This is a genomic window from Rhodococcus sp. TAF43 (genome assembly GCF_052113525.1).
GTDB lineage: Bacteria > Actinomycetota > Actinomycetes > Mycobacteriales > Mycobacteriaceae > Prescottella.
In genome coordinates, this window is sequence record NZ_JBFRDL010000036.1 from 13,761 (window position 1) to 38,792 (window position 25,032).

Consider the following 25,032-nt stretch of genomic DNA (forward strand, 5'->3'; position numbering starts at 1 on the left):
TCCTCAGATCGGCTGGGCTGCGTATCCCGCTTCCTCGACCGCGGCGGTGACCACGGCGTCGGCGAGCGGGGCGGCGGACGTGACGGTGAGGCGGCCCGAGGACAGATCGACGGCGACGTCGGAGACGCCGTCGATCGCGCCGACCTCCTCCTTGACCGAGGAGACGCAGTGTCCGCAGGTCATGCCCGTGACGGTGTATTCGGCGGTGCTCATGGTGGTCTCCCTCTGTGGTACCACTACCCCCTGTGGGTATTGGTCGAACAGTTCGAAAGGTACCCCCAGGGGGTATGGATGACAAGGGGCTGATTCGAGATGTGCGACACGTCTGGGCCGAGCCGATGCGTATCGGCGCTGGTTGTGGTTGACTGATGGCGGTCGTAGTTTTTGTGTTTGTGTTAGTCCACGCTCGCAAATCCTGAAGTTGCGGGCGGACGAGTTCTCTCCTGAGAGCGACGTAGCCGCCGAGTAACACCGGCCCGGGAACCCCTGACCTGGAGTTTCCCGAGTTTGCACTGTGTAAGAGGAGAGAAAGAAACATGGCAGAAGGCACCGTGAAGTGGTTCAACGCTGAAAAGGGCTTCGGCTTCATCGCGCCCGACGACGGCTCCGCCGACGTCTTCGTCCACTACTCGGCCATTCAGACCAACGGCTTCCGCACCCTGGAAGAGAACCAGCGCGTGCGCTTCGAGGTCGGCCAGGGCAACAAGGGCCCGCAGGCCACCGACGTCACCGCTGTCTGAGCTGACTCGGATCTGCCCGGCTGAGCCGGGTTGACGACGAGAACGGGGCCCCACACCTTCGGGAGTGGGGCCCCGTTCCGTGTGTCCGGGCCCGAATCGTCGCCTCGGCCCCGAATCGGAAGTAAGGTTCGGCAACCGCGCCCGCGCGACGGAAGGACCGAGGTGACGCCCTACGAGTTTCGTGCGCTCAGCGATCGAGCCGAGATCGGTGATGTGCTCCACCGCTACTATCGCGGCGTCGACCGGCGCGATTGGGCCCTGGTGCGCTCGTGCTTCTTCGACGACGCCCACAACGACTACGCCCCCTTCTACCAGGGCGGGGTCGACGAATTCATGGACTTTCTCCGTGACCCTGCCGGCTTCGGCCTGTTCGACCGGACGTTCCACTTCGTCGGGAACATGCTGATCGAACTCGCCGGTGATTCGGACCTGGACACTGCAGACGCCGAGACGTACGTCATGGCGCAGCACACCAGCGCGGCCGACGCCGGTAACCCCACCCGCAACTTCCTGACCGTGTGGCTGCGGTATCTCGACCGCTTCGAGCGCCGGGAGGGCCGGTGGGCCATCGCGGACCGGCGGATCGAGGTCGAGTGGATCCGCAACGATGTCGGTGGCATGTGGATGGACGTGCCCGGTCAGGCGCCGCGGTAGCGCTCGGCGACCAGGGCGTGCCGTTCGGCTCGGCGCCGGCACTCGTCGCGCAGCTCGGGCGGATCGAGCACGGTGAAGTCGACGTCGAACGCGCTGAGCCATCGCGCGATCGAGGCCAGCGAGTCGCCGCCCAGCGCGACGACGCAGCGGTCGTCCGGCGCGTGCTCGAGCGTGCCCCACGCGGCGTCCACCATCGGGGCGATCTCGTCGATCGGCGCATCGAGCAGTACCCGTGCCCGGACCTGCGTTATGGCCCGGCTGACGCCGCGCGCAACGAACTCCGCGGCGCCACCCGGCGGCAGTTCGCGGGGCGTGAATCGCGGGCCGGTCGGAATCTTGGGTTCCATACGGTCGACGCGGAACGACCGCCAATCGTCGCGCGTGACATCCCACGCGACCAGGTACCAGCGCAGCCCGGAGCGGACCAGCCGGTAGGGCTCCACCTCGCGGCGGCTCTCGCTGCCGCCGTGGGCGCGGTAGTCGAACCGGAGCCGCTCGTGGTTGTGGCACACCGACGCGATCGCCGACAGCACCGATGCGTCGACGGCGCTCGGTGCAGGCTCGCGGTGCACCACGTCCACCTGCAGTGACTCGAGGCGGTGCCGCAGCCTCGACGGCATCACCTGCCGCAACTTGGTCAGTGCCCGCACCGACGATTCGCCGATCCCGACGACCGACCCCGTCGCGCYGGACTGCAGGCCGAGGGCAACTGCGAGGACCTCGTCGTCGTCGAGTAGCAGTGGCGGCATCTCGGCGCCCGCGCCGAGGCGGTAGCCGCCCCCGACGCCGACCGTCGCGTCCACCGGGTAGCCGAGGCCGCGCAGCTTGTCGACGTCGCGCCGCACGGTGCGCGGCGTGATGTCGAGCCGTTCGGCCAGTTCCTCGCCCGACCAGTCCCGGCGGGTCTGGAGCAGGGACAGCAATCGCAGCAATCGTGCCGACGTTTCCCGCATGCATCGCAGCATCCCATCGATTGCGGACGTTAGGTGTCCGCAATTGCTCCTAGTTTTCGTGGCGAGAGGGAACGAACCACGAAAACGGGGAGGTACGGACCATGCACGCGATGATCCGCACGGAGGCGTTGACCAAACGCTTCAAGCAGGGCAAGAACACGGTGGACGCGGTGGTGGACGTCGATCTCGAGGTCGCCGACGGCGAGTTGGTGGCGCTGCTGGGCCCGAACGGGGCCGGCAAGTCGACGACACTGCGGGTGCTGACGACACTGCTGGCGCCCACGTCGGGCCGCGCGAGCGTCGCCGGATTCGACGTCAGCGCCGACCGCGACGAGGTCCGCCGCCGGATCGGCTACGTCGGGCAGGGCAGCGGGGCCGGCCACAACCAGCGGGTGCGGGACGAGTTGGTGACCCAGGGCCAGTGCTACGGCATGACGAAGGCGGCGTCCGGGATCCGGGCCGACGAACTGCTCGACGCCCTGGACCTCGCGGACCTCGCCGTCCGCAAGGTGAGCACGCTGTCGGGCGGTCAGCGCAGGCGCCTCGACATCGCCCTCGGGCTGGTCCACCGGCCGCCGCTGCTGTTCCTGGACGAGCCCACCACCGGTATGGACCCGCAGAGCCGGGCCAACCTGTGGGAGCACATCCTGCGGCTCCGGGCACAGATGGGCACGACGATCGTGCTCACGACGCACTACCTGGAAGAGGCCGACGCGATGGCCGAGCGGGTAATCGTCATCGACCGCGGCACGGTGATCGCCGACGACACAGCGACCGCCCTGAAATCCGATCTCGCCGGTGACCTGCTGACGATCGGGCTGGACGAGCCGGCGGCGGCGAGCCGGGTCGCGGGTCTCGCGGAAACGCTCGTGACGGTCCGCGACGTCGAGGTCACAGGCGCCACCGTGCTGGTGCGGACGCGGCAGGGCGACGTGACCCTGCCCGAGCTGCTGCGGGTCGCCGAGGAGCGCGGCCTGCGCGTCGCGACCGCGGAGATCACCCGCCCCACCCTCGACGACGTGTTCCTCGGCCTCACCGGCCGCAGCCTGCGCGAGACCGCTGCGGCGTGACCGCCGATCCCTCGACTCGATCCGACATCCAGACCCGAAGGAGCACTCTCATGACCGGCATCGTCCGCGACAGCGGCATCGTCATGGCCCGCGAACTGCGACCCACGCTGCGTGACCCGGTGAGCGTCGTGTTCAGCCTGGCCCAGCCGCTGATCCTGCTCGCCCTGTTCGGCCCGCTGTTGAAGAGCGTCCCCGGGATGGGGGAGAGCGTGTGGAACTGGTTCATCCCCGGCGTGCTGGTGATGATCGCGATCTTCGGCACCTCGATGACCGGTTCGAACCTGCTGATGGAGATGCAGCAGGGCTCGCACGAACGGATGCTGGTGACGCCACTGCACCGCTCGTCGCTGCTGATCGGGCGGGCCGCGAAGGAGATGGTTCCCCTTGCCGCGCAGGCGATCCTGATCATCCTGGTGGCGCTGCCGCTGGGCCTGGACGTCGATCCGCTCGGCGCCGTGATCGGCATCGTGTTGCTCGGGGTGTTCGGTGTGGGGCTCGGTGCGCTGTCCTACGCGCTCGCGCTGGCGGTGCGGAACCAGGACTGGATGTTCTGGGTGGTGCAACAGACGTTGATGTTCCCGATGCTGATCCTGTCGGGCACGATGCTGCCACTCGACGACGCCCCGGGGTGGATGCGCGCCCTCGTCACGATCAACCCGCTCGGCTACGTGGTCGACGCGGAGCGGGCCCTGTTCGCGGGCGATCTCGCATCCGGAGCCGTGCTCTCGGGGGTGGTCGCGGCCGTCACCGTCGCGGTCGTGGGACTCGGCGTCGGCGTCCGGTCCGTGCGATAGGCGGAAGTGGCGTCTGAGGTGCGTTTTCGTGACCCCGCGCCGAGCGCCTATTGTTGGAAATTGTGCTTTCCGTCGTCCCACGCCCCGTCACGGTCCGGGCCCCGTCCAAGGTCAATCTGCACCTTGCCGTCGGCGACCTGCGCGAGGACGGCTACCACGAACTCAGCACGGTCTTCCAGGCGCTCTCGCTCAGCGACGACCTCTCGGTGGTGCCCGCGGAGACCCTGACGGTCCGGGTGCGCGGGGAGGGCGCGGCGGCGGTGCCGACCGACCGCACGAACCTGGTGTGGAAGGCCGCGGAACTGCTGGCCGCCGAGGCGGGCATCACTCCCGACGTCGAGATCTCGATCGTGAAGGGCATCCCGGTGGCCGGCGGCATGGCGGGCGGCAGCGCCGACGCGGCCGCCGCGCTGGTGGCGCTCGACGAGTTGTGGGGTCTGGGCCTGAGCCGTGATGAGCTGAGCGGTTTCGCGGCCCGGCTGGGCAGCGACGTCCCCTTCTCGCTGCACGGTGGGACCGCCGTCGGCACCGGCCGCGGCGAGAAGCTGCTGCCGGTGCTCTCCCGCAACACGTTCCACTGGGTGCTGGCGCTCGCGAAGGGTGGGCTGTCGACGCCGACGGTGTTCCGTGAACTCGACCGTCTCCGCGACGAGGGCGATCCGCCGCGGGTCGGTGATGTCGCGGACCTGATGCACGCGCTCGCGACCGGAGACGCCGCGGCGCTGGCGCCGCTGCTCGGCAACGACCTGCAGGCGGCGGCGCTGTCGCTGGCTCCCGACCTTCGGCGCACCCTGCGCGCCGGGGTCACCGCGGGCGCGCTCGCCGGGATCGTGTCGGGCTCCGGCCCGACCTGCGCGTTCCTGTGCGAGGACGCCGACGCGGCCGTCGCGGTGGGGGCGGAACTCTCGGGTGCGGGAGTGTGCCGCACCGTACGCGTCGCGAGCGGGCCCGTGCCCGGCGCGCGCGTGATCGACCCCGAGCCGGAAGAAGGCAGCCACTGATGGCGAATTTGATCAATCTCGAACAGGTTTCGAAGTCCTTCGGCATCAAGCCGCTGCTCGATTCCGTCTCGCTCGGCGTGCAGGAAGGTGAACGCATCGGTGTCGTCGGCCTCAACGGCGGCGGCAAGACCACGATGCTCGAGGTGCTTGCGGGCATCGAGGAACCCGACTCCGGTCGGGTCAGCCGCGTCGGTGGGCTGCGAATGGCGGTCGTCACCCAGCGCGGTGTCCTGCCCGAGGGGTCGACGGTCGGCGACGTGGTCCTCGGACCGCTCGGTGTCGCGGACCACGAATGGGCGGGCGACGCACGGATCCGCAGCATCCTCGCGGGCATCGGGATCGACAACCTCGGCCTCGATGCCGGGGTCGACGGACTCTCCGGCGGCGAGCGGCGGCGTGTCGCGCTGGCCGCGGCGCTGGTGCAGGACCTCGACCTGCTGGTGCTCGACGAGCCCACCAACCACCTCGACGTCGAGGGCGTGCAGTGGCTGGCCGAACACCTGGTGTCGAGGCGCTCGGCCCTGGTCGTCGTCACCCACGACCGCTGGTTCCTCGACACCGTCGCGAACCGCACGTGGGAGGTGGTGGGCGGCAAGGTCGAGAGCTACGAGGGCGGCTACAACGACTGGATCTTCGCGCGCGCCGAGCGATCCCGGCAGGCCGACGCCGCCGAGGAGCGCCGGCAGAACCTGGCGCGCAAGGAACTCGCGTGGCTGCGGCGCGGACCGCAGGCGCGCACGTCCAAGCCCAAGTACCGGGTGGAGGCCGCCGAGGCGTTGATCGCCGATGTCCCCGCCCCGCGCGACAGCATCGCGCTCGCGTCGTTCGCGAAGCGCCGGCTGGGCCGGGTCGTCATCGAACTCGAGGACGCCAAGCTCACCACGCCGGACGGCCGCGAACTGGTCCACGACCTCACGTGGCGGCTCGCGCCCGGCGAGCGTGTCGGCCTGGTCGGGGTCAACGGCTCCGGTAAGACGACGCTGCTGCGCACCCTCGCCGGCGAGCTCGAACCGGCCGAGGGCAAGCGGATCGAGGGCCAGACCGTGAAGATCGGGTGGCTGCGCCAGGAACTCGACGACCTGCCCACCGACATGCGCGTGCTGGACGCGGTCAAGGATGTCGCCGAGCGGATCACGCTGGGGGACAAGGAAGTTTCGGCCGGCCAGSTCGCCGAGCGGCTCGGCTTCGCGCCGGCCCGCCAGCGCACCCCGGTGGGCGACCTGTCCGGCGGCGAGCGTCGTCGTCTGCAGCTCACCCGCGTCCTGATGGCCGAACCCAACGTGCTGCTGCTCGACGAGCCCACCAACGATCTCGACATCGACACCCTGCAGCAGCTCGAGGATCTGCTCGACGGCTGGGCCGGCACGATGGTCGTCATCTCCCACGACCGCTACCTCATCGAGCGCATCTGTGACACCACGTGGGCGCTGTTCGGGGACGGCAAGCTGACGAACCTGCCCGGCGGTATCGAGGAGTACCTGCGCCGGCGCGCGGTGCTGGCGCAGAAGCCGGAGAACGTGGCGCAGTCGGTGGCGTCCACTGCCGGGGCGTCCGCGCCGAGGGTGGCCCGCGACGGGGCGGCCGATCGGGCGGCCCGCAAGGAGCTCTCGCGGCTCGAGCGCGCGGTCGCCAAGCTCGACGAGCGCGAGGCGAAGCTGCACGCCCAGCTGGCGGAGGCGGCGACGGATCCCGCGAAGCTCATGGCGCTCGACGCCGAGCTCAAGCAGGTGGTGGCCGAGAAGGAGGCCACGGAGGAGCAGTGGATGGAGCTCGCGTCCGAGCTCGACTGAGCCGCGGCGGTGTAGCTGCCCTGCAACGATAATCGCACTACGGACCCCATACGTCCGTGGTGACGGTTAGCCTGCACTTGTACCGTACGGGTCTGGGCGGAGGGCGGGCATCGTGGATCTGGAGGCGATAGCCGAGATCAGTCGGCTCAAGTACCGATACGTGCGTGCCCTCGACACCAAGTCGTGGGTCGACTTCGCGGACACCCTCCTGCCCGATGCCACGGCCACGTATGCCGAGCACCTGCGGTTCGATTCGCGGGATGCGTTCGTGTCCTTCCTGCAGGACACCCTCGGTCCGCACGTGATCACCGAGCACCACTGCGGGCACCCGGAGATCGACGTCAGCGGTGATACCGCGACCGGGATCTGGTACCTGTCCGACACCGTCGTGGTGCCGGGCGACCAGATGCTGATGCACGGCGCGGCCTTCTACGAGGACACCTACCGGCGGGACGCCGCCGGCCGGTGGAAGATCGCGCACACCGCGTACGAGCGCACCTACGAGTCGGTGTACTCGCTCGCGGACATGCCGAGCTTCCGCCTCACGTCGAACCGGTGGGCCCTCATCGGCTCGCCGCAGTCCGGAACGGCGTCCGGGATCGTCCCGTGACGGATCTCCCCGCTGCCGGCGCCCTGCCGTATCTCACGGTGCGCGGGGCGGGGCGGGCGATCGAGTGGTACCGGAAGGCGTTCGGCGCCGAGGTGGTGGGCGAGCCGATCGTGATGGACGACGGCCGGATCGGGCACGCGGAGCTGCGGCTGCAGTCCGGGATGATCTATCTGGCCGAGGAGTTCCCGGAGATGGGGCTCAGCGCGCCGGAGTCGGGTGCCACGTCGGTGAGCCTGATGCTGCCGGTCGACGACACCGACGCGGTGCTCGAACGGGCCCGCGACGCCGGCGGCAGGGTGGAGCGGTGGATCTCGGAGAACCACGGCCGCCGCAACGCGACGCTGATCGACCCGTTCGGGCACCGCTGGATGCTGTCGGGTCCGGTCAAGGACTGACGGGTTCGCGGGTGCCCGGTCGTGGGGCCGGTCGGCTGGTCCGTACCAGGGTTTCCTTGGACAGGAATACTGCGAGGGCGGACAGTGCAATGAGCCCGATGAAGTACCAGGCGATGTTGTCGGTACCGCCGCCGTTCCCGAGTCCGACGAGCCAGTTCGCCATCAGCGGTGCGGTCCCGGCGCCGAGGACGGAGCCGAACTGGAAGGTCAGGGAGACACCCGTGTAACGGTCCTGCGTTTCGAACTTCTCAGCGAGGAAAGCGCCGATGGGGCCGTACATCGACGCCTGGATGATCGGATTGCCCACGAGGAAGCCGATCGCGACCAGCCAGTAGCTGTCGGAGTTGAACAGCGCGAACATCGGGAAGACGAGCACGACGGAAACCAGCCCGCCGGCGAGCATGATCGGGCGGCGTCCGTATCGATCCGAGAGCCAGGCGAAGAAGGGGATCGCGAAGATGTGGACGACGCTGGAGAAGGTGAGCATGTAGAGGGCGTCCTGGCGCGGCACCACACCCTGGGCCGCGACGTACGGAACGACCCAGACGGCGAGCAGCGCCTGCATGAACAGCGGTCCGGCCGTGGCCAGGATCCCGTACACCGTGGACGCGGGGTACTTCTTCAGAACGCGGAGGATCGGTGTGCCGGTGTGCACTTCACCGGCTGCGCGAGCCTTGGCGAAGTCCGGGGACTCTGTCACGCGGTAGCGCATGAACAGTCCGACGATCACCAGCGCAGCGGACATCAGGAACGGTACGCGCCAGCCCCAACTGAGGAACTCTTCGTCCGGAAGCCCTGCAAACAGGGCCAGAATCAGAGTCGCAAGGACAGACCCGGTGGGACCGCCGGTGACGGCGATCGATGCGGCGAGGCCGCGACGATCCTGCTTCACGTGTTCGGCAGCCATGAGGGTGGCGCCCGCCCACTCGCCGCCGACGGCGAGGCCCTGGATGACGCGGAGGGCGACCAGGATCAGCGGAGCGGCCACTCCGATCGTCTCGTAGGTCGGCATGAGGCCGATCGCGACGGACACGAGCCCCATCATCATCAAGGTGATGACGAGAATGTTCTTGCGCCCGAACTTGTCGCCGAAGTGCCCGAAGAGGATGCCGCCGATCGGGCGCGAGATGTAACCGGCGAGCAGGATGATGAACGAGAGCGTCGACCCCAGTACCGGATCCATCGTCTCCGGGAAGAACAGCGCAGGAAACACCAAACCTGCTGCGGCGCCGTAGAGCAGGAAATCGTAGTACTCAACCGTCGATCCCAGAAAGCTCGAGACCAGCGCGCGACGCGAATCCTTCGGCGAGGGATCCGTGTGCGCGGTGTGCGGAAGATGCATGGCACTCCTTCGATGTGGCGACGTCAATCGACGAATCCACAGGTTCGACTGTGTGACGCATCACAGCAATCGAGCGTGCCGTACGGCGGCACGCTCTGGCAGACGACTAGGGTTCCGCGTATGTCCGCCAGGCAGATCCGCGCGTCGTATCCGGACACTCGTAGTTGGATCCGTGCCATTCCCGGTGCGTCGGCCACCGCGCCCGCCACCGGACTCCCGATGCCCGGCGCCACGGGCGCCGCCGCGCTGCCCGCCGACCCGGTGGCCCAGTTCCTGGACTGGCTCGAGGAGGCTGTCGTGGCCGGCGTGGTCGAACCGCACGTCGCGACGCTGTCGACGGTGGACGAGGCGGGCGCGCCCGATGCCCGCACGCTGCTGCTCAAGGACGTCACCGAGGCGGGATGGTGGTTCTCGTCCGACCGGCGTTCACCCAAGGCGCGGCAGTTGGACGCTGATCCGGTTGCGGCGCTGACCTTCTACTGGCGGGAGCAGGGCCGTCAGGTGCGGGTACGGGGTTCGGTGGTGCGCGGCGACGCGGACGTCAGCGCACGGGACTTCCTGGAGCGTTCGGTGACGGCGCGTGCGGTGGCCGCGGCGAGCCGGCAGAGCGAGATCCTCACCGATGTCGCGGAGTACGACGCCGCGGTGCGGGAGTCGGTGGCCGAGGTGGAGGCCGATCCGTCCTACGTCGAGGACACCTGGCAGGCTTGGTGTCTGGTCCCGGAGACGGTGGAGTTCTGGCACGCCGATCCGGGCCGCCGGCACCTGCGGGTGCGGTACCGGCGCAGCCTGGAAGTCGAGGGTGTGAGCTGGGCCCGCGACGCGCTGTGGCCGTGAACCGATCGAGAAGAACATAAGGAGGTCCGGTGACGTCGTTCATCCAGACCCGGGTACACGGGAACGTCGCAGAGATCGTGCTCGATCGGCCCAGGGCGCTCAACGCCCTGGACGCGAGCATGATCCGAGACATACACGCGGCACTGGTGCAGTGGCGCGACGACGACGCGATCGCCGTGGTGCTGGTGACCAGTTCGTCCGAGCGCGCGTTCTGCGCAGGCGGCGACATCAAGTCGGTGCGGCAGTCTGCACTGGACCGTGACCACAACGCCGTCCACAAGTTCTTCTCCACCGAGTACCAGCTCAATGCGCTCATCGCGAACTACCCCAAGCCGTATGTCGCGCTGATCGACGGACACGCGATGGGTGGTGGGCTCGGCATCTCGGTGCACGGATCGATTCGTGTGGTGACCGAGAAGGCCGGCCTCGCGATGCCCGAGACCGCAATCGGCTTCTTCCCCGACGTCGGTGCCAGCTACTTCCTGCCCCGGCTCACCGGCGCGACGGGAATGTACCTGGGCCTCACCGGTGCCCGGGCGTCGGGCGCGGACGCCGTCGTCGCCGGTCTGGCTACCCACTTCGTGCCCAGCGACAAGCTCGACGCGCTCGCCGACGAGATTCGAGCGATTCGCAGCGGCGGAGATGTCGTCGCCACGATCGAGCGTCACGCCACCGAGGCGCCGGCATCGGAGATGGCGGATCAGCTCGACGAGATCGACCGTGTCTTCGGGTCGGGCAGTGTCGCCGACATGGTGGCGCGGCTGACCGGCGACGACGAGTGGACCAAGGCCACCCGCGAGGCGCTGGCCACGGTTGCCCCCAGCAGCCTGTGGATCACAGCCGAGTTGGTGCGCCGGGGCGCGGACCTGACCCTCGAGCAGTGCCTGGATCTCGAACTGGCACTCGGCGCCGAGGTCACCCGCAACGCGGACTTCATCGAAGGTGTGCGGGCCGTTCTGGTCGACAAGGACCGCAATCCGTCGTGGAATCCGCCGTCGGTCGACGACATCGACGCCGAGGCGATCGAGGCGCTGTTCACCGAGGTCACCGCCGAACCGGCGGAGTAGCCGCGGTCAGACGGTCACGGGCAGGTCGAGTTGCAGGCGTGCACCGCCGAGCGGACTGTCGGTCAGCGCGGCGGTGCCCCCGTGCAGTGACGCCTGCTGCGCGATCAGTGCGAGACCGAGCCCGGATCCCTCCGGGTGCGCGGACGATCCCCGTGCGAAGCGCTCGAACAGCGTCGCGCGTTCGTGCTCGGGCACACCGATCCCGTTGTCGTCGACCGCGATCGTGACACCACGGTCGCCGTTGTCGGCGACGGTGATCCGGACCCGGTCGGCGCGCCCGTGCCGGACGGCGTTGGTGACCGCGTTCTCGAGTACCAGGCGAAGCCCCGACGGTAGCCCGCGCATCGGCAGGGACGGTGGGGTGGAGAGTTCGACAGCCACGTCGGGCAGGCGTCGGGCCGACTCCTGCACGCATCGGTCCGCCAGTTCCACCAGGTCGAGGTCTTCGTGATCGTCGGCGTCGGACAGCTCACCGACGGCCAGGCTCTCGAGGTCCGACAGGGTGTTCTCGATCTGTCGCTCGGTGGCCAGCACGTCGCGGACGATCTCGGCGCGCTGCTCGTCGGACAGGGGCATCGTGGCGAGCACCTCGAGGTCGGTGCGCATCGAGGTGAGCGGGGTGCGCAGTTCGTGGGCGGAGACGGCCGCGAAGTCGCGTGCCGACCCGAGGGCAGCCTCTGTTCGGCTCTGCGCCTTACCGATTCGGGTCAACATGTGTCCGATGGCTTCGGCGAGCTCCTCCGCCTCGCGTGCCCCGCGGATGTCGGGGAGGGCGGCGGGCAGTTCGTCGCCGACGGTGTGGGTGGCCGCGGCGAGCCGCTGCAGGGGGCGCACCGCCCGCCCGGCCAGCAGCCAGCCGAGCCCGGCCGCGACCGCGATGGCGACGATCGCGGCGCCGGCCACCTGCCACTGCTGATCGCGGATGGCGCGGCTGAGCGCGTCCTCGGGAACCGAGACGGCGACCAACGTGCCGGCCGCGCCGATGATCGGGACGTCCTTGGCGCGGACGGCAGCACCGTCGATCGTGGTCGCACGGACAGAGTCGGTGACTTCCGCGGCGGGGGTCGAGACGACCGCCGGGTCGCTCTCGACGAGGGGTGAAGTGGGTGCGGCGCCGAATCCCGAGATCGCCGACTCGGACGGCACAGTCAGCGACACCGAGTCCAGGGTGCGATCGAGTTGTTCGGAACTGTTGACGCGCAGGAACACCGCGAAGGCGAATCCGATCGCGGCGATCACGATGGTGGCGGCGAGCGCCGCGACGAGCGCGACGCGGGCCCGCAGGGACAGTGAGCGTCGGCGCGGCCTCACGGCTGATCCCGTAACACGAATCCGACTCCTCGCACGGTGTGCAGCACGCGGGRCATCCCGTTCGCCTCCAGCTTCTTTCGCAGGTACGTCACGAAGACGTCGACGACGTTGGTGTCCGCGTCGAAGTCGTAGCCCCACACCAGTCGCAGCAGCTGAACCCGGCTGAGGACGATCCCCGCGTTCTCCGCGAGGACGGCGAGCAGGTCGAACTCGCGTTTGGTCAGCTCGACGCGCTCACCCCTCGCGCGGACACGTCGACCGGGCAGATCCACCTCGAGCTCGCCGACGGTGACGACACCTGCCGGGACGTCCTTGCGGGGTGCCCTGCGCAGCAGTGCGCGCAGTCGGGCGACCAACTCACCCAGCTCGAACGGCTTGGTGAGATAGTCGTCGGCGCCGGCCTCGAGTCCCGCGATCCGGTCGCCGACCGTGCTGCGGGCGCTGAGGACACAGATCGGGACGTCGTTGCCCATCGCGCGCAGAGCGGTGACGACGCTGACCCCGTCCAGGCCCGGCATGTTGACGTCGAGGACGATCGCGTCCGGGTTCGACGAGCTCACGGCCCGCAGCGCGGAGGCCCCGTCCGGCGCGGTCTCGAGGTCGAAACCGGACAGGCGGAGCCCCCGCGTGAGGGATGACAGGACCTTGGGGTCGTCGTCGACGAGCAGGATACGGGCGCTATCGGTCACTGGATCCATAGTGCCCGGTCCCTCAGGTTGCTCAGCAGGCGCGCGCTGTGATCATCACCGCGTCGGCGCTGTCGGTCGACGACGTGACGGCGGGTGCGGCGTCGGCCTCGACGTACGCGGCTTCGCTGAGCTCGGCAGCGGCAGTGCTTTCCGTGGACGCGCCGGCCTCGGTGACCACCGGACCGTTCTCGGCACCGTCCGCGATCAGCTTCTGGATCTCCTCCTCCGACAGGTTCTCGGTCGAGCACGCTTCGGTCATTACCGCGGCGGGGGCGGAGTCGGTCGGGGAGGTGACGGCCACCGGCTCGCCGGAGGGAAGGGAGTTCTGCGCCCAGGCGACGCCGGGGACGGCAAGAGCGCCCGCTGCAGCGATGCTCGCGGCGGCGACGGCGACCTTGCGGCGTGTGACGTTGCGGATGAGGGACTTGGTCATGGTCGGACTCCTCGCTCGGTGTCGGAGCCCCGGTGGCCCCGACACCAGCCAAGCTATGGGCGCAAAACTCGGCTCCCGTTAGCGAAGTCTTAGGGGTTGATTAGAGAATCACGAGCGCGCGATCCCGAGCGCCGCGGCCAGCTCCCGCAGCGCAGGAAGCGGATCTCCGGCCATCGGCAGTACCTGGATCGCAACGTGATCGGCGCCTGCATCGAGATGCTCGGTGAGCCGGGGCGCGATGGAGGCCGCGTCGCCGTGCGCGACGAGGGCGTCGATGACGCGGTCGCTGCCGCCGTTGTCGAGTTCGGCGGTCGGGAAGCCGAGACGTTCGAGGTTGCGGCGGTAATTGCGCAGGTGCAGGTACGGGTTCTCGACGGCCTCGCGGCCGGTCGCCCGGGCGGCGTCCGAGTCGGTACCCAACACCACCTTCTGTTCCGGTGCCAGCAGCGCGTCCGGGCCCAGCACCTCGCGGGCCTCGCGGGTGTGCTGCGATGTCGTCAGGTACGGGTGCGCCCCGGCGGAGCGGTCCGCGGCCAGCTTCAGGACCTTCGGACCGAGCGCGGCGAGCACGCGCCGCTGCACCGGGACGCCGGCGTCGTCGAGGACGTCGAGGTAACGGACCAGGGCCTCGTAGGGCCGCTCGGCACCCATGCCGGGCACCTCCGGGTGGCCGACGCCGATCCCGAGCACGAACCGTCCGGGATGGCGAGATTCGATGCGGTGGTACGACTTCGCCACCTCGTCGGCGGGTGCGGCGAAGATGTTCACGATGCCCGTCGCGACCGTGATCTTCTCGGTGCCCGCCACGAGGTCCTCGATCACCTGCAGATCCGCCGGGGGAGACCCGCCCGCCCAGATAGCGCCGTATCCGAGGCGCTCGATTTCCGCGCCCACCTCGGGTGGCAGACCGAAGGCGTGACGCCAGACGCCGAACGCGCCGAAGTGCAAGGGCTCTGCTGTGTCCTGTGTCATACCCGCTGCAACGGGACCGGTCGGTGGTTCATTCCTGACGCGGCGCGACGTCGGTGGTTTCCGGCTGGGCGACGGTCCGCCGCTGGATCCGCAGCCACACCGCGAAGCCCCACAGTACGAAGCCCGCGTAAACCAAATACAGCAGCGCCGACGGGTAGTAGCCGCCGCTGAAGAGCAGCGGCACGCCGACGGCGTCGACCCCGATCCAGATCAGCCAGAACTCGGTCCAGCCGCGGGCCATGCCGTACGTCGCGAGGATCGACCCGGTGAAGATCCACGCGTCGGGCCACGGACCCCACGACCCGAGCGCCTCGAAGACCTTCGCGAACACGACGGTGCCGATCGCCATCGTCGCGATCATGCCGATACGCGCGCGGGTGGACGCCCAGTGCGGGAGTACCGCCTTGCCGGAGTCGTTGCGCGACTGCAGCCAGCGTGTCCAGCCGTACGCGCTCACGGTGATGAACAGCAGCTGGCGGCCGGCCTGGCCGTACAGGTTGAGGTCCTGGGGGGTGTGGAACAGCGCGCCCATGAACACCGTGAACAGCAGGGCGTTGCCGATGATGCCCACCGGCCACGCCCACACGACGCGCTTCATGCCGCCGATCGCGGACGCRATGCCGAAACCGTTCCCGATGATCTCGCGCCACAGGATCGTGGCGCCGCCGATGTGCAGTTCGGCGTCGAACAGCGTCTGCAGAACGCTCACTAGTCGCCTGCGGCCACGAGCGGCTCGAGCGTGAGCTCCGGCATCTCCTTCTGGATGTACTGCAGGCGCCACTTGTCGCTGAACAGCGCGAGCAACACGCCGTCGGTGCGGGTGAAGACCTCCACGCCGCGCTGGCGGCCCAGCTCGACGGCGGACTCGGCGTCGGTGCGGCGGCACAGCGCGTAGCCGAGCGGCTCCATCCGTGCCTCGACGTTGAACTCGGCCTTCATTCGGGCCGCGACCACCTCGAACTGCATGGGGCCGACGGCCGCCATGACGGGCGACGCGTCGCCGCGGATGTCGTTTCGCAGGATCTGCACGACGCCCTCGGATTCGAGCTGGTCGACGGCGCGGCGGAACTGCTTGTACTTGCTGGCGCTCTCGGCGCGCAGCACCGAGAAGTGCTCGGGCGCGAACGACGGGATCGGCGGGAACTCCACCTTCTTGTCGGTGAACAGCGTGTGGCCCGGCGCCAGCGCGTTGGCGTTGACGAGGCCGACGATGTCGCCGGGGTAGGCGTTCTCGACAGTGGTGCGGTCGCGCCCGAAGACGGTCAGCGCGTACTTGGTCGCGAACGGCTTGCCGGTCTGCGCGTGCGTGACGACCATGCCGCGCTCGAACACACCGGACACCACGCGCATGAACGCGAGGCGGTCGCGGTGCGCGGTGTCCATGCCGGCCTGCACCTTGAACACGACGGCGCTGAACGGGTCGGTGACTTCGCGCGGCTTGTCGGCGATGTCCTTGCGCACACCCGGCGGCGGCGCGAGCGCGACGAGGGTGTCGAGGATCTGACGGACGCCGAAGTTCAGCATCGCCGACGCGAAGATCACCGGCGAGGTCTGGCCCGCGAGGAACAGTTCCTGGTCGTGATCCTGGCCGCTCGCCGAGAGCAGTTCGCTCTCCTCGGCCGCGGTCACCCATTCGTCGCTCTCGCGAGCCGCGGCCGCGTCGGCGTCGAGGATCTCCTCGGGAGCGATCTTCGCGCCACCGGCGGTGCGGGTGAAGCGGATGTACTCGACGGGCTCGCCCGCAGCGTCTCCCAGGCCGCGGCGCAGCAGACCGCGGAAGTCGCCCGCGATGCCGACCGGCCAGTACAGCGGGGTGGGGACGAGGCCGATACGGTCGTTGATCTCGTCGAGCAGTTCCAGCGGCGTGCGGCCCGGGCGGTCCCACTTGTTGATCACGGTGATGACCGGGATGCCGCGGTGGCGACAGACCTGGAACAGCTTCAGGGTCTGCGGCTCGAGGCCCTTGGCGGCGTCGATGAGCATCACGGCCGCGTCGACAGCGGTGAGCACGCGGTAGGTGTCCTCCGAGAAGTCGGAGTGACCGGGGGTATCGACGAGGTTGATGACGTTGATCTGGTCGTCGGGGGTCTCGTCGGAGTGGTAGTTGAACTGCAGCGCCGTCGACGACACCGAGATGCCGCGAGCCTTCTCCATCTCCATCCAGTCGGAGACGGTCGACTTACGGCCGGCCTTGCCGTGCACGGCGCCGGCCTCGGAGATCATCTTCGCGTGCAGCGCGAGAGCCTCGGTCAGAGTCGACTTACCGGCGTCGGGATGAGAGATGACGGCGAACGTGCGCCGCCGGGTGGCCTCGGCCTTCAGGGACTTGGGAACGGCACCCGCAGTGGACGCCGTCTCGGCGGTGGTGAGCTCGGCCGAGTCGGGCGCGCTAGTCAACGGGTGAGCCTCTCAGGTTCGTGGYCGGAGTCCGGGCGATGAAGCGGTGGTGAGAAACCGATACCAGGGTACGCGGGCGCTGTGCTGGTCCGAGGTCGGCACCGCCGACGTGGTCCGAGGTCGGCACTGCCGACGTGGTCCGAGTTCGGCACCGCCGACGGGTAACAGGTCGGCACCGCTTGTGGATATACGTGTCGGGAACCGGGGGAGACAGTCGTAGTGTCCCGACAGGGACCGGCAGGAGTTTGCGATGAGCAAGTTCACCGACGAGATGTATTCCACGGCCGCGACGAGTTCGCAGGCCCTGATCACCGGCGAACCCGACGCGCCGCTGCGCCAGGAGTGGGGCGAGGTCCACGCGATTGCGCGCCGCATGGCCGGTGCGCTCGCCGACGCCGGGATCGAGCACGGCGACGCGATCGGCGTTCTGGCCGGCATGCCCGTCGATATCGCCCCGGCCTGTCAGGCGACGTGGATGCGGGGCGCGTCGGTGACGATGCTGCACCAGCCCACGCCGCGTACCGACCTGCAGGTGTGGGTGCAGGACACCGAGATGATCATCAGGATGATCGCGGCGACCGCGGTGATCATCGGGTCGCCCTTCGAGGCGGCGGTCCCGTTGCTGATCGAGCGCGGGATCAAGGTCGTGACCATCGACGAGATGCGTGCGGGCGGTGAGATCGACCCGGTCGACACGTCCGAGACCGACATTGCGTTGCAGCAGTTGACCTCCGGGTCCACCGGTTCGCCGAGGGCCGTGCAGCTCACGCACGGCAACTTCTACGCCAACGCCTACGCGATGATCGACCGCGTCAAGTTCAACCCCGACCGCGACGTCATGATCAGCTGGCTGCCCCTGTTTCACGACATGGGCATGATCGCCTTCCTCGCCGTGCCGATGCAGATCGGCGCCACCACGGTCCACATCACCCCGCTCGACTTCCTGAATGCGCCGCTGCTGTGGGCGGAACTGATGGGGAAGTATCGCGGAACACTCACCGCGGCACCGAATTTCGCGTACTCTCTGCTCGCCCGCCGGTTGGCGCAGGCGCCCGAGGGCGAGTACGACCTGTCGACCATGCGGTGCCTGCTCAACGGGGCCGAGCCGGTCGATCCCGACACGATGATCGCGCTCGCCGAGGCCGGCGCCCGATTCGGCCTGGATCCGATGGCGCTCGCCCCGACGTACGGGATGGCCGAGGTGACCCTCGCGGTGTCGGTGCCCGAACCCGGGCAGGGCATGGTGCTCGACCACGTCGACCCGGACCTCTTGGAGGCCGGCGGAATGGCGGTGCGCTCCAACCGAAGTAACGCTCGACCCCTCCCGACGCTGGGGCCGCTGGTGCCGGGACTCGAGGGGCGGGTGGTCGCGCGGGACGGGTTGGAGTTGCCGCGCCGCGCCGTCGGCGTGATCGAACTACGTGGAAAGTCCGTCACGCCCGGCTATCTCACCGTCGACGGGCCGGTGCCGACGCAGGACGACGACGGCTGGATCAACACCGGCGACATCGGCTACTTCACCGAGGACGGGCTGGTCGTGGTGTGCGGACGCGTCAAGGACGTCATCATCATGGGCGGCCGCAACATCTATCCCACCGACATCGAGCGCGCCGCCGGATCGGTCGCGGGGGTGCGCCCCGGCAACGCAGTCGCGATCCGCCTCGATGCCGGCGACAAGCGGGAGAGCTTCGCAGTTGCTGTGGAGACCAACGCAATCGACGACGAGGACGAGGTGAAGCGGATCGAGCGGGAGGTCGCGCACGCCGTGGTCTCCGAGGTCGGCGTCCGCCCGCGCAACGTCGCGGTCCTCGGGCCCGGGTCGATCCCGAAGACCTCGTCGGGCAAGCTTCGACGGTCGAGTTCGATCAGCCTGCTCTGAGGGCCTGAATCAGGCTGCGGCGAGGACCGGTTCGACGATGCGCTCCGCGACGGCCCGGCGAATCTCGGTCGGGATCTGCGCCTCGTGGGCGCGTCGGACCGCCACGGCGAGCCGATCGGCGGTCTCGTTCAACAGGTGCCCACTGTGCCCGCGCACCCAGGAGAAACGGACGTGTCGACCGACTAACGAGTGCCTGATGCGGTCCGCAACCACCGCGGCCTCCCCATCGCGTGGCAGCGGCCAGTTCGACTGCAGCACCCCGAGGTGCTGCAGTGCCGCCTGACTGTCGGTGAGAATGTGGAGCCGGCGGTCGGTGAACCGGTCGATCGCGAGTTCGATCGCGAGCAGTTCACCGGTGAGCACCGTCTTGACGTTCGGGACCATCCGCTGATGACGATTGCCCTCTTCGCTCACACAGGCCACGCCGACTCCCCGGCGGCGTGACTTGGAGGCATCCGTGGCGACCGTCAGCTCCGGCAGCGCCGCGATTCGCAGGCGCTCGAGCTCCTCGCGTGCGGTCGTCCGTGCGCCGGCATCGGCATCGAGGGCATCGAGACCAACGCGTGAGAGATCCGCGACGGCGCCCCGGGCCACCCCGACGATCGTGATCGACGGGAATGCGTCGAGGACGTGATCGATCTCTTTGCGGAGGGTGTTGTCGGTGAGGTGGAGCAGGATGGGCTCCGCGCGGGTGGCGGAGAGGTCGAGGAGGAACGAGAACGCATCGAGCGCCGCCGCGAAGTACGACGCGTCGGTTGCATCGTCGCGGACGAACAGGCGCGTGTGCGTTTCGTCGTTCGCCTGCCACACGGCGACGGCGCGGGCGAGACCGCCGTCGAGGCAGCGGTTCTTGCGGGCGTGGATCACGGCAAGCACGGGCTTTCTCCTTCGTTCGGATCCTTTGTTCGGGTAACACCGAACAGAATGCCCGGTACGTACGACAGCAACGTGATGAAGATTGATAACCGGGGTTATCGACGCTCGCTCGTGCATTTGGGGCGGGGCGATCGGCCCGATCGGATAGATTGCTCGGGCGGCCGTCGACCGAGGCCGGATCGAGGTGGGGGGAGTCCGACGCATGCGCGAGTCAGAACAGTCACCCCTTCTCCTCACCCGGCCGGACATCGCGAAGCTCGCCAAGGTGCAGCGCCCGGTCGTCACCGCATGGGCACAGAGGTACTGCGGCGATGATCGCCCTTTCCCGAGGCCGACCGTCGTCGACGGTGTCCTGGACAAGTTCGATGCCGACGAGGTGGTCGAGTGGCTGCGGTCGCGAGGCCTCGGTAACAACATCTCCTTCGCTGAGGACGTCGCGATCCATGCCGCGCTGGACCACAAGACCTCAATGCACCCACACGCGGTGATCGACGGCATCACGGCCCTGCTGGCCGTCAAAGTGATGTTGGGGGAGCGTCTCGGTGATCTCACGCCCGACGACCTGCTCGACGAGGTCGAAGAGCTCGACCCCGACAACGAGTTTCTCTGTGATGAGCTCGAGGCCCTCGGCGACGAACTCGCCACCTTTGCGCGGTACACGGATCGGATGTCCGACGCCGCGTTCACTTCGGTCGATGCGTTCGAGGCAGTGATGGCGCGCCGTTTCCGGATGCAGCGACCCGAACTGTCCGACAGTGCCCTCGGCGCTGCGGCGTTGTCTCTGGGAGCACGAGTGAGTGTCGCACTCGCGGAAGACACCGACACGCTGTTCATCGATCCGGCGCCGGCGAGTACCGACTTGCTGATCGCGCTGCGAGCCGCATTGCCCGAGTACGCGGAGCCGACCGTCATGACGGGAGGTTCGTCCACTCCGACTGCGCGCCTGGCGCTGCGGCGGCTCGCGGTGCACGGGTTGCGGCGCGAGAGTCTGCCGGAGGAGGGGTTCGGGGCGGACTTCAGCGTCGACCGTCCGGCGGTGTTTCTGACGCAGTACCCGTCGTCGTCCACGACTGGCTACACGGACGTCGACATCCTCGCGGAGATCGAGAACATCTCGTTGCAGATGGGTCCGGGGCAGAGCGCGGTGATCATCGGCCCGGCGGCGACGTTTGCCGACCCGCTACGTGAGCGGGAAGCCGAAGCGCTGCGTTCGGATCTGCTGCGCTCGGGTCACCTGCGTGCAGTCGTCCGGCTGTCGGAGGGGTTGCTTCCCTCGCGGCCGGGTCTGTCGATGGCCCTGTGGGTACTGGGCGCGGTGGACCGAACGATTCCGGCCGCCGCTCGGCGCACGGTGTTGGCCGATCTCAGCGCTGTCGAGCTCACCGACGACGTCATCGACGGAGTGATCGCCGACGTCACTGCCGCGATGGGTCCGTGGGAGTCCGTGCGTGCACACGCCTTTCGCTTTGGCCACTTCTACAAGACTGCGGAACTGCTCGCCGCAGGCGGGGTGCTCACGGCGAAGCCGAAGGTGCATCGTCCTCCGGTCGACGCCGGTGAGGCCGCGGCACGTGTGCTCGAACTGGTGGGTGCGCTCGACAGCGCTGCCGGACTTGTCGATGGTGGGCTCGATCTGCGGGTCGAATACCGGACGACGAGGCGCCCGCGGTTCCAGACGGCCGGAGAACTGGCCGCCGCGAAGGAGCTCCGGGTGCTGCCCGGTAACCGGATCGATGCCATCGATATCGAGGCGCGCGGTTCGGTGCCGGTGATCGGTACCGACGAGATCCTCGGTCGCTGTGAAGTCGGATCGCGGGGCATCGACCGTCTGACGTTCGTCACCGACTACCCCAGTGGCCGCTACACCGAGCCGGGCGACATCGTGTTCTGCACTAGCCCGTCGTTCGGGGTGATCGTCGACGTCGAGGGGTCGTCGGTGGTGATGTGGCCGGCCCGGATCCTCCGAATCGCGGACGTGGGCGCTTCCGGGCTGGTACCCGAACTCGTTGCGCGGCATCTGCAGAGCCGCAGGGTGGGGGCCAAACCGCCGGGCGCGATCCGCAGCGGATCGGCTTGGAAGACCTGGGAGATCCCGCGAGTGCAGGCCGATCAGGTGGGTGCGGTCACTGCCGCGCTCGCCGACCTCCGGGAGCGTCGGGCGGCTGCCCGACGGCTGCTCGGCACCCTCGAAGACTTGACCACCACGCTGGTGGACGGCGTGGCGCACGGAGCGCTCACCGTCGCACCGGCACCACAGACCGTCACAGAGAAAGGCTGACGATGCCATCGAGGAAGAAGTCTGCGGTCTCCGCGCCGTCGACGATGAAGGAACTCAAGGACACTCTGTGGAAGGCCGCGGACAAGCTGCGCGGGTCCATGGACGCCTCGCAGTACAAGGACGTGATCCTCGGGCTGGTGTTCCTCAAGTACGTCTCCGACGCGTTTGACGAGCGCCGCGGCCAGATCCGTGAGGAGCTGCTGGCGGAGGGGATGAACGAGGATCAGATCGCGACGCTGATCGACGACGAGGACGAATACCTCGGCAGCAGTGTCTTCTGGGTTCCGGAGCCGGCGCGGTGGAGCTTCCTTGCGGAGAACGCGAAGGGCATTCAGGAAGCTGTCGGTGTCGAGGGACGCACGGCCGGTGAGCTGATCGACGCTGCGATGCGTGAGCTGATGGCAGCCAATTCGACTTTGGCGGGCACGCTTCCGACGATCTTCAATAACCAGAGCGTCGACCAGCGCCGGCTCGGTGAACTGATCGACCTGTTCGGCGACACCCGCTTCACCGGTCACGGCGCGACGAAGGCGCGGGACCTGCTGGGTGAGGTGTACGAGTACTTCCTCGAGAAGTTCGCGCGTGCGGAGGGTAAGCGCGGCGGCGAGTTCTACACGCCCGCCGGGGTGGTGCGGGTACTGGTCGAGATGCTCGAGCCGTACAGCGGTCGTGTGTACGACCCGTGCTGTGGTTCGGGTGGCATGTTCGTGCAGACCGAGAAGTTCGTGGAGCGGCACGGCGGCAACCCCACCGAGGTGGCGGTGTACGGCCAGGAGCTCAACGAGCGCACGTGGCGGATGGCGAAGATGAACCTCGCGATCCACGGCATCACCGGCAACCTCGGGGACCGCTGGGAGGACACGTTCGCCCAGGACAAGCATCCGGACCTGTTGGCAGACTTCATCCTTGCCAATCCGCCGTTCAACATCAAAGACTGGACACGCAAGGAAGACGACAAGCGCTGGAAGTTCGGCGTTCCCCCGGCGGGCAACGCGAACTACGCGTGGATCCAGCACATCATCTCGAAGCTCGCCGAGCGTGGCAGCGCCGGTGTCGTCATGGCCAACGGGTCGATGTCGTCGAATTCCGGTGGCGAGGGCGAGATCCGGGCGCAGCTGGTGGAGGCCGACCTGGTCTCGTGCATGATCGCGCTGCCCACACAGCTGTTCCGCAGCACCGGAATCCCGGTGTGCGTGTGGTTCTTCGCGAAAGACAAGGCTGTCGGGCCGAAGGGCAAGATCGACCGCCAGGGCCAGGTTCTGTTCATCGATGCCCGCAACCTGGGCTACATGGTCGACCGCGCCGAGCGGGCGCTGAGCGACGACGACATCGCCAAGATCGCTGGCACGTTCCATGCCTGGCGCGGAACGGGATCTGCTTCCGGTGCTGTCTATGAGGACGAACCCGGCTTCTGCTACTCGGCCACTCTCGCGGAGATCAAGGAAGCGGACTACGCCCTCACTCCGGGCCGGTACGTCGGCGCTGCTCCGATTGAGGACGACGGCGAACCGATCGCAGAGAAGCTGGAGCGGTTGACCAAGGAACTGTTCGAGCAGTTCGACGAGTCGGCGCGATTGCAAGCCGTCGTGCGCGAGCAGTTGGGGAGGGTGTTGTGAGTGCTCCTGTCTTGGCTCGCTACTCCCTCCCGGAGTTGTTGTCGGAGATCGTTGATAACCGTGGAAGATCCTGCCCAACAGCGGATTCGGGGATTCCGTTGATTGCAACCAACTGCCTGAAGGAAGATCAACTTTATCCTGTTTCTGAGAACATCAGGTATGTCGATCGCCAGACGTATAGCGAGTGGTTTCGAGGCCACCCGGAGCCGAACGATATTCTGTTCGTATGTAAAGGTAGTCCGGGACGGATTGCGATGGTGCCTGACCCGGTACCGTTCTGTATTGCGCAGGATATGGTCTCGCTACGGGCCGATCAGGCGAAGGTCACGCCTCGCTACCTCTACTATCTACTGAAGAACCCTGACACTCGACGCAAAATCGAGAACATGCATGTGGGGACGATGATTCCGCATTTCAAGAAGGGCGATTTCGGCAAGCTGCATCTGGATGTCCATTCGTCCCTCGCGCAACAGTGTGCTATTGCCGGAATCCTCGGTGCCCTCGACGACAAGATCGCCGGGAATCGCAAGCTGACCGAGAAGGTTGAGGAGCTGGCTTCGATCACGTTTGCTCAGATGCTCGAAGAATCGTCGACTGTTCCTCTCTCGGCGACTGCTGACTTCGTCAACGGAAAGGCGTTCACCAAGGGTGCGAGTGGAACCGGCCGTGTTGTGGTTCGGATTGCTGAACTGAATTCGGGTATCGGCGGGTCGACTGTGTTCAGTGACATCGAGGTCGACGACAAGTTCGTCGCGCGGGCAGGAGACATCCTTTTCGCTTGGTCGGGCTCGTTGACCCTGCATCGGTGGTTCCGTGACGACGCCATTGTGAACCAGCACATCTTCAAGGTGATTCCTGCAGAGGGATACCCATCGTGGTTGGTCTATCAGCTGATTCAGCGGAAGCTGCAACAGTTCAAGGACATTGCCGCGGACAAGGCCACGACGATGGGACACATCCAGCGCCGCCACCTGGACGAGTTGGTCGAGGTCCCCTCCCGCTCTGTCATTGAGCAGCGCGATTCGTTCATGACTGCGTTGTGGGAACGTGCGCTGCTTGCTGAACAGGAATCCGAGACCCTCGCCGCCACCCGCGACGCGCTGCTTCCACGTCTGATGTCTGGGGAACTTCGCGTCCGTGATGCGGAACGTCAGGTCGAAGCGGTGCTGTGAGCGACGAGGCGCGAACGGACGCGGGGCAGCCAGGGATCGTCGAATCCGGGGCCCCACAAGTGATCGCCGACCTCGACCGAGAAGCCTGGGCGCGCGCAGCTTCGGTCGCTTGTCGAGCGGATCGATACGCGTTGGCCCGCGGACGGATCGAACTTC

General features: G+C 68.0%; 24 protein-coding genes. 14 read left to right on the top strand and 10 right to left on the bottom strand.

Going from position 1 to position 25,032, the window contains the following annotated elements; genetic code table 11:
• Nucleotides 1-3: 3 nt before the first annotated feature.
• A complete protein-coding gene (locus tag AB4Z09_RS19940; RefSeq protein WP_429516617.1) occupies nt 4-213 on the bottom strand; it encodes a heavy-metal-associated domain-containing protein in 210 nt (69 codons plus the stop codon).
• Between the two features lie 323 nt (nt 214-536).
• On the opposite strand from AB4Z09_RS19940, the gene cspE reads away from it, so the two are divergent.
• Together cspE and AB4Z09_RS19950 are read left to right on the top strand one after the other, a co-directional pair.
• Nucleotides 537-740 (top strand): transcription antiterminator/RNA stability regulator CspE, encoded by a 204-nt coding sequence (gene cspE, locus AB4Z09_RS19945; protein ID WP_031940068.1) that lies wholly within the window; start codon nt 537-539, stop codon nt 738-740.
• Between the two features lie 162 nt (nt 741-902).
• Complete coding sequence (locus AB4Z09_RS19950) at nt 903-1,394, top strand: nuclear transport factor 2 family protein (RefSeq protein ID WP_442240525.1); 492 nt, start codon at nt 903-905, stop codon at nt 1,392-1,394.
• Here AB4Z09_RS19950 and AB4Z09_RS19955 read toward each other — a convergent pair.
• Nucleotides 1,379-2,347 (bottom strand): helix-turn-helix transcriptional regulator, encoded by a 969-nt coding sequence (locus AB4Z09_RS19955; RefSeq protein WP_442240526.1) that lies wholly within the window; start codon nt 2,345-2,347, stop codon nt 1,379-1,381. The two genes, AB4Z09_RS19950 and AB4Z09_RS19955, sit on opposite strands and share 16 nt — an antisense overlap.
• 110 nt (nt 2,348-2,457) lie before the next feature.
• Here AB4Z09_RS19955 and AB4Z09_RS19960 point away from each other — a divergent pair, with 110 nt between their 5' ends.
• The 6 genes from AB4Z09_RS19960 (at nt 2,458) to AB4Z09_RS19985 (ending at nt 8,007) form a co-directional block, all read left to right on the top strand.
• Nucleotides 2,458-3,417 (top strand): ATP-binding cassette domain-containing protein, encoded by a 960-nt coding sequence (locus AB4Z09_RS19960; RefSeq protein ID WP_442240527.1) that lies wholly within the window; start codon nt 2,458-2,460, stop codon nt 3,415-3,417.
• Nucleotides 3,418-3,467: 50 nt separating this feature from the next.
• On the top strand, nt 3,468-4,211 hold the full coding sequence (locus AB4Z09_RS19965; RefSeq protein WP_114718249.1) for an ABC transporter permease: 744 nt from the start codon (nt 3,468-3,470) through the stop codon (nt 4,209-4,211).
• 62 nt (nt 4,212-4,273) lie between these two features.
• Nucleotides 4,274-5,212 carry a 4-(cytidine 5'-diphospho)-2-C-methyl-D-erythritol kinase gene (locus AB4Z09_RS19970; RefSeq protein WP_114718250.1) on the top strand — a complete coding sequence of 313 codons (939 nt, stop codon included), beginning with the start codon at nt 4,274-4,276 and terminating at the stop codon, nt 5,210-5,212.
• Complete coding sequence (locus AB4Z09_RS19975) at nt 5,212-7,002, top strand: ABC-F family ATP-binding cassette domain-containing protein (RefSeq protein WP_442240528.1); 1,791 nt, start codon at nt 5,212-5,214, stop codon at nt 7,000-7,002. Before AB4Z09_RS19970 ends, AB4Z09_RS19975 begins: the two co-directional genes overlap by 1 nt.
• Before the next feature lie 112 nt (nt 7,003-7,114).
• The gene (locus AB4Z09_RS19980; RefSeq protein ID WP_114718252.1) at nt 7,115-7,612 is read left to right on the top strand and encodes a nuclear transport factor 2 family protein; all 498 of its coding nucleotides are present in this window, start codon (nt 7,115-7,117) and stop codon (nt 7,610-7,612) included.
• Nucleotides 7,609-8,007 carry a VOC family protein gene (locus AB4Z09_RS19985; protein WP_114718253.1) on the top strand — a complete coding sequence of 133 codons (399 nt, stop codon included), beginning with the start codon at nt 7,609-7,611 and terminating at the stop codon, nt 8,005-8,007. Before AB4Z09_RS19980 ends, AB4Z09_RS19985 begins: the two co-directional genes overlap by 4 nt.
• On the opposite strand, the gene AB4Z09_RS19990 is transcribed toward AB4Z09_RS19985, so the two are convergent.
• Nucleotides 7,997-9,349, bottom strand: a complete 1,353-nt coding sequence (locus tag AB4Z09_RS19990) for an MFS transporter (protein WP_442240529.1) — start codon at nt 9,347-9,349, stop codon at nt 7,997-7,999. The two genes, AB4Z09_RS19985 and AB4Z09_RS19990, sit on opposite strands and share 11 nt — an antisense overlap.
• Before the next feature lie 120 nt (nt 9,350-9,469).
• On the opposite strand from AB4Z09_RS19990, the gene AB4Z09_RS19995 reads away from it, so the two are divergent.
• Both AB4Z09_RS19995 and AB4Z09_RS20000 read left to right on the top strand, forming a co-directional pair.
• Nucleotides 9,470-10,186: a pyridoxine/pyridoxamine 5'-phosphate oxidase gene (locus AB4Z09_RS19995; protein WP_174908848.1), complete on the top strand. Its 717-nt coding sequence runs from the start codon at nt 9,470-9,472 to the stop codon at nt 10,184-10,186.
• A 29-nt stretch (nt 10,187-10,215) separates the two neighbouring features.
• Nucleotides 10,216-11,253 carry an enoyl-CoA hydratase/isomerase family protein gene (locus AB4Z09_RS20000; protein WP_174908850.1) on the top strand — a complete coding sequence of 346 codons (1,038 nt, stop codon included), beginning with the start codon at nt 10,216-10,218 and terminating at the stop codon, nt 11,251-11,253.
• Nucleotides 11,254-11,259: 6 nt separating this feature from the next.
• Here AB4Z09_RS20000 and AB4Z09_RS20005 read toward each other — a convergent pair whose 3' ends face one another.
• From AB4Z09_RS20005 to AB4Z09_RS20030, 6 genes are all read right to left on the bottom strand, one after another.
• Nucleotides 11,260-12,564: a sensor histidine kinase gene (locus AB4Z09_RS20005; RefSeq protein ID WP_174908852.1), complete on the bottom strand. Its 1,305-nt coding sequence runs from the start codon at nt 12,562-12,564 to the stop codon at nt 11,260-11,262.
• The gene (locus AB4Z09_RS20010; RefSeq protein WP_442240530.1) at nt 12,561-13,262 is read right to left on the bottom strand and encodes a response regulator transcription factor; all 702 of its coding nucleotides are present in this window, start codon (nt 13,260-13,262) and stop codon (nt 12,561-12,563) included. The genes AB4Z09_RS20005 and AB4Z09_RS20010 overlap by 4 nt, the downstream gene beginning before the upstream one ends.
• Before the next feature lie 22 nt (nt 13,263-13,284).
• Nucleotides 13,285-13,686, bottom strand: a complete 402-nt coding sequence (locus AB4Z09_RS20015) for a hypothetical protein (protein WP_442240531.1) — start codon at nt 13,684-13,686, stop codon at nt 13,285-13,287.
• A 108-nt stretch (nt 13,687-13,794) separates the two neighbouring features.
• Nucleotides 13,795-14,658, bottom strand: coding sequence for an LLM class F420-dependent oxidoreductase (locus AB4Z09_RS20020; RefSeq protein WP_174908858.1), 864 nt, complete (start codon nt 14,656-14,658; stop codon nt 13,795-13,797).
• Nucleotides 14,659-14,686: 28 nt separating this feature from the next.
• Nucleotides 14,687-15,367 carry a nicotinamide riboside transporter PnuC gene (gene pnuC / locus AB4Z09_RS20025; RefSeq protein ID WP_174908859.1) on the bottom strand — a complete coding sequence of 227 codons (681 nt, stop codon included), beginning with the start codon at nt 15,365-15,367 and terminating at the stop codon, nt 14,687-14,689.
• Complete coding sequence (locus AB4Z09_RS20030; RefSeq protein ID WP_174908861.1) at nt 15,367-17,055, bottom strand: peptide chain release factor 3; 1,689 nt, start codon at nt 17,053-17,055, stop codon at nt 15,367-15,369. The genes pnuC and AB4Z09_RS20030 overlap by 1 nt, the downstream gene beginning before the upstream one ends.
• A gap of 250 nt (nt 17,056-17,305) precedes the next feature.
• Here AB4Z09_RS20030 and AB4Z09_RS20035 point away from each other — a divergent pair, with 250 nt between their 5' ends.
• A complete protein-coding gene (locus tag AB4Z09_RS20035) occupies nt 17,306-18,934 on the top strand; it encodes a fatty acyl-AMP ligase (RefSeq protein WP_174908863.1) in 1,629 nt (542 codons plus the stop codon).
• Between the two features lie 9 nt (nt 18,935-18,943).
• Here the strand turns inward: AB4Z09_RS20035 and AB4Z09_RS20040 are convergent, their stop codons facing one another.
• Nucleotides 18,944-19,810, bottom strand: coding sequence for a ribonuclease H family protein (locus tag AB4Z09_RS20040; protein WP_174908865.1), 867 nt, complete (start codon nt 19,808-19,810; stop codon nt 18,944-18,946).
• A gap of 202 nt (nt 19,811-20,012) precedes the next feature.
• On the opposite strand from AB4Z09_RS20040, the gene AB4Z09_RS20045 reads away from it, so the two are divergent.
• From AB4Z09_RS20045 to AB4Z09_RS20055, 3 genes are read left to right on the top strand one after another with little or no spacing between them, the layout of a single operon-like run.
• Nucleotides 20,013-22,088: a hypothetical protein gene (locus AB4Z09_RS20045; protein WP_174908867.1), complete on the top strand. Its 2,076-nt coding sequence runs from the start codon at nt 20,013-20,015 to the stop codon at nt 22,086-22,088.
• Nucleotides 22,089-22,090: 2 nt separating this feature from the next.
• Nucleotides 22,091-23,704, top strand: coding sequence for a class I SAM-dependent DNA methyltransferase (locus AB4Z09_RS20050; protein ID WP_174908869.1), 1,614 nt, complete (start codon nt 22,091-22,093; stop codon nt 23,702-23,704).
• Nucleotides 23,701-24,876 carry a restriction endonuclease subunit S gene (locus tag AB4Z09_RS20055; protein WP_174908871.1) on the top strand — a complete coding sequence of 392 codons (1,176 nt, stop codon included), beginning with the start codon at nt 23,701-23,703 and terminating at the stop codon, nt 24,874-24,876. The genes AB4Z09_RS20050 and AB4Z09_RS20055 overlap by 4 nt, the downstream gene beginning before the upstream one ends.
• Nucleotides 24,877-25,032: the final 156 nt, after the last annotated feature.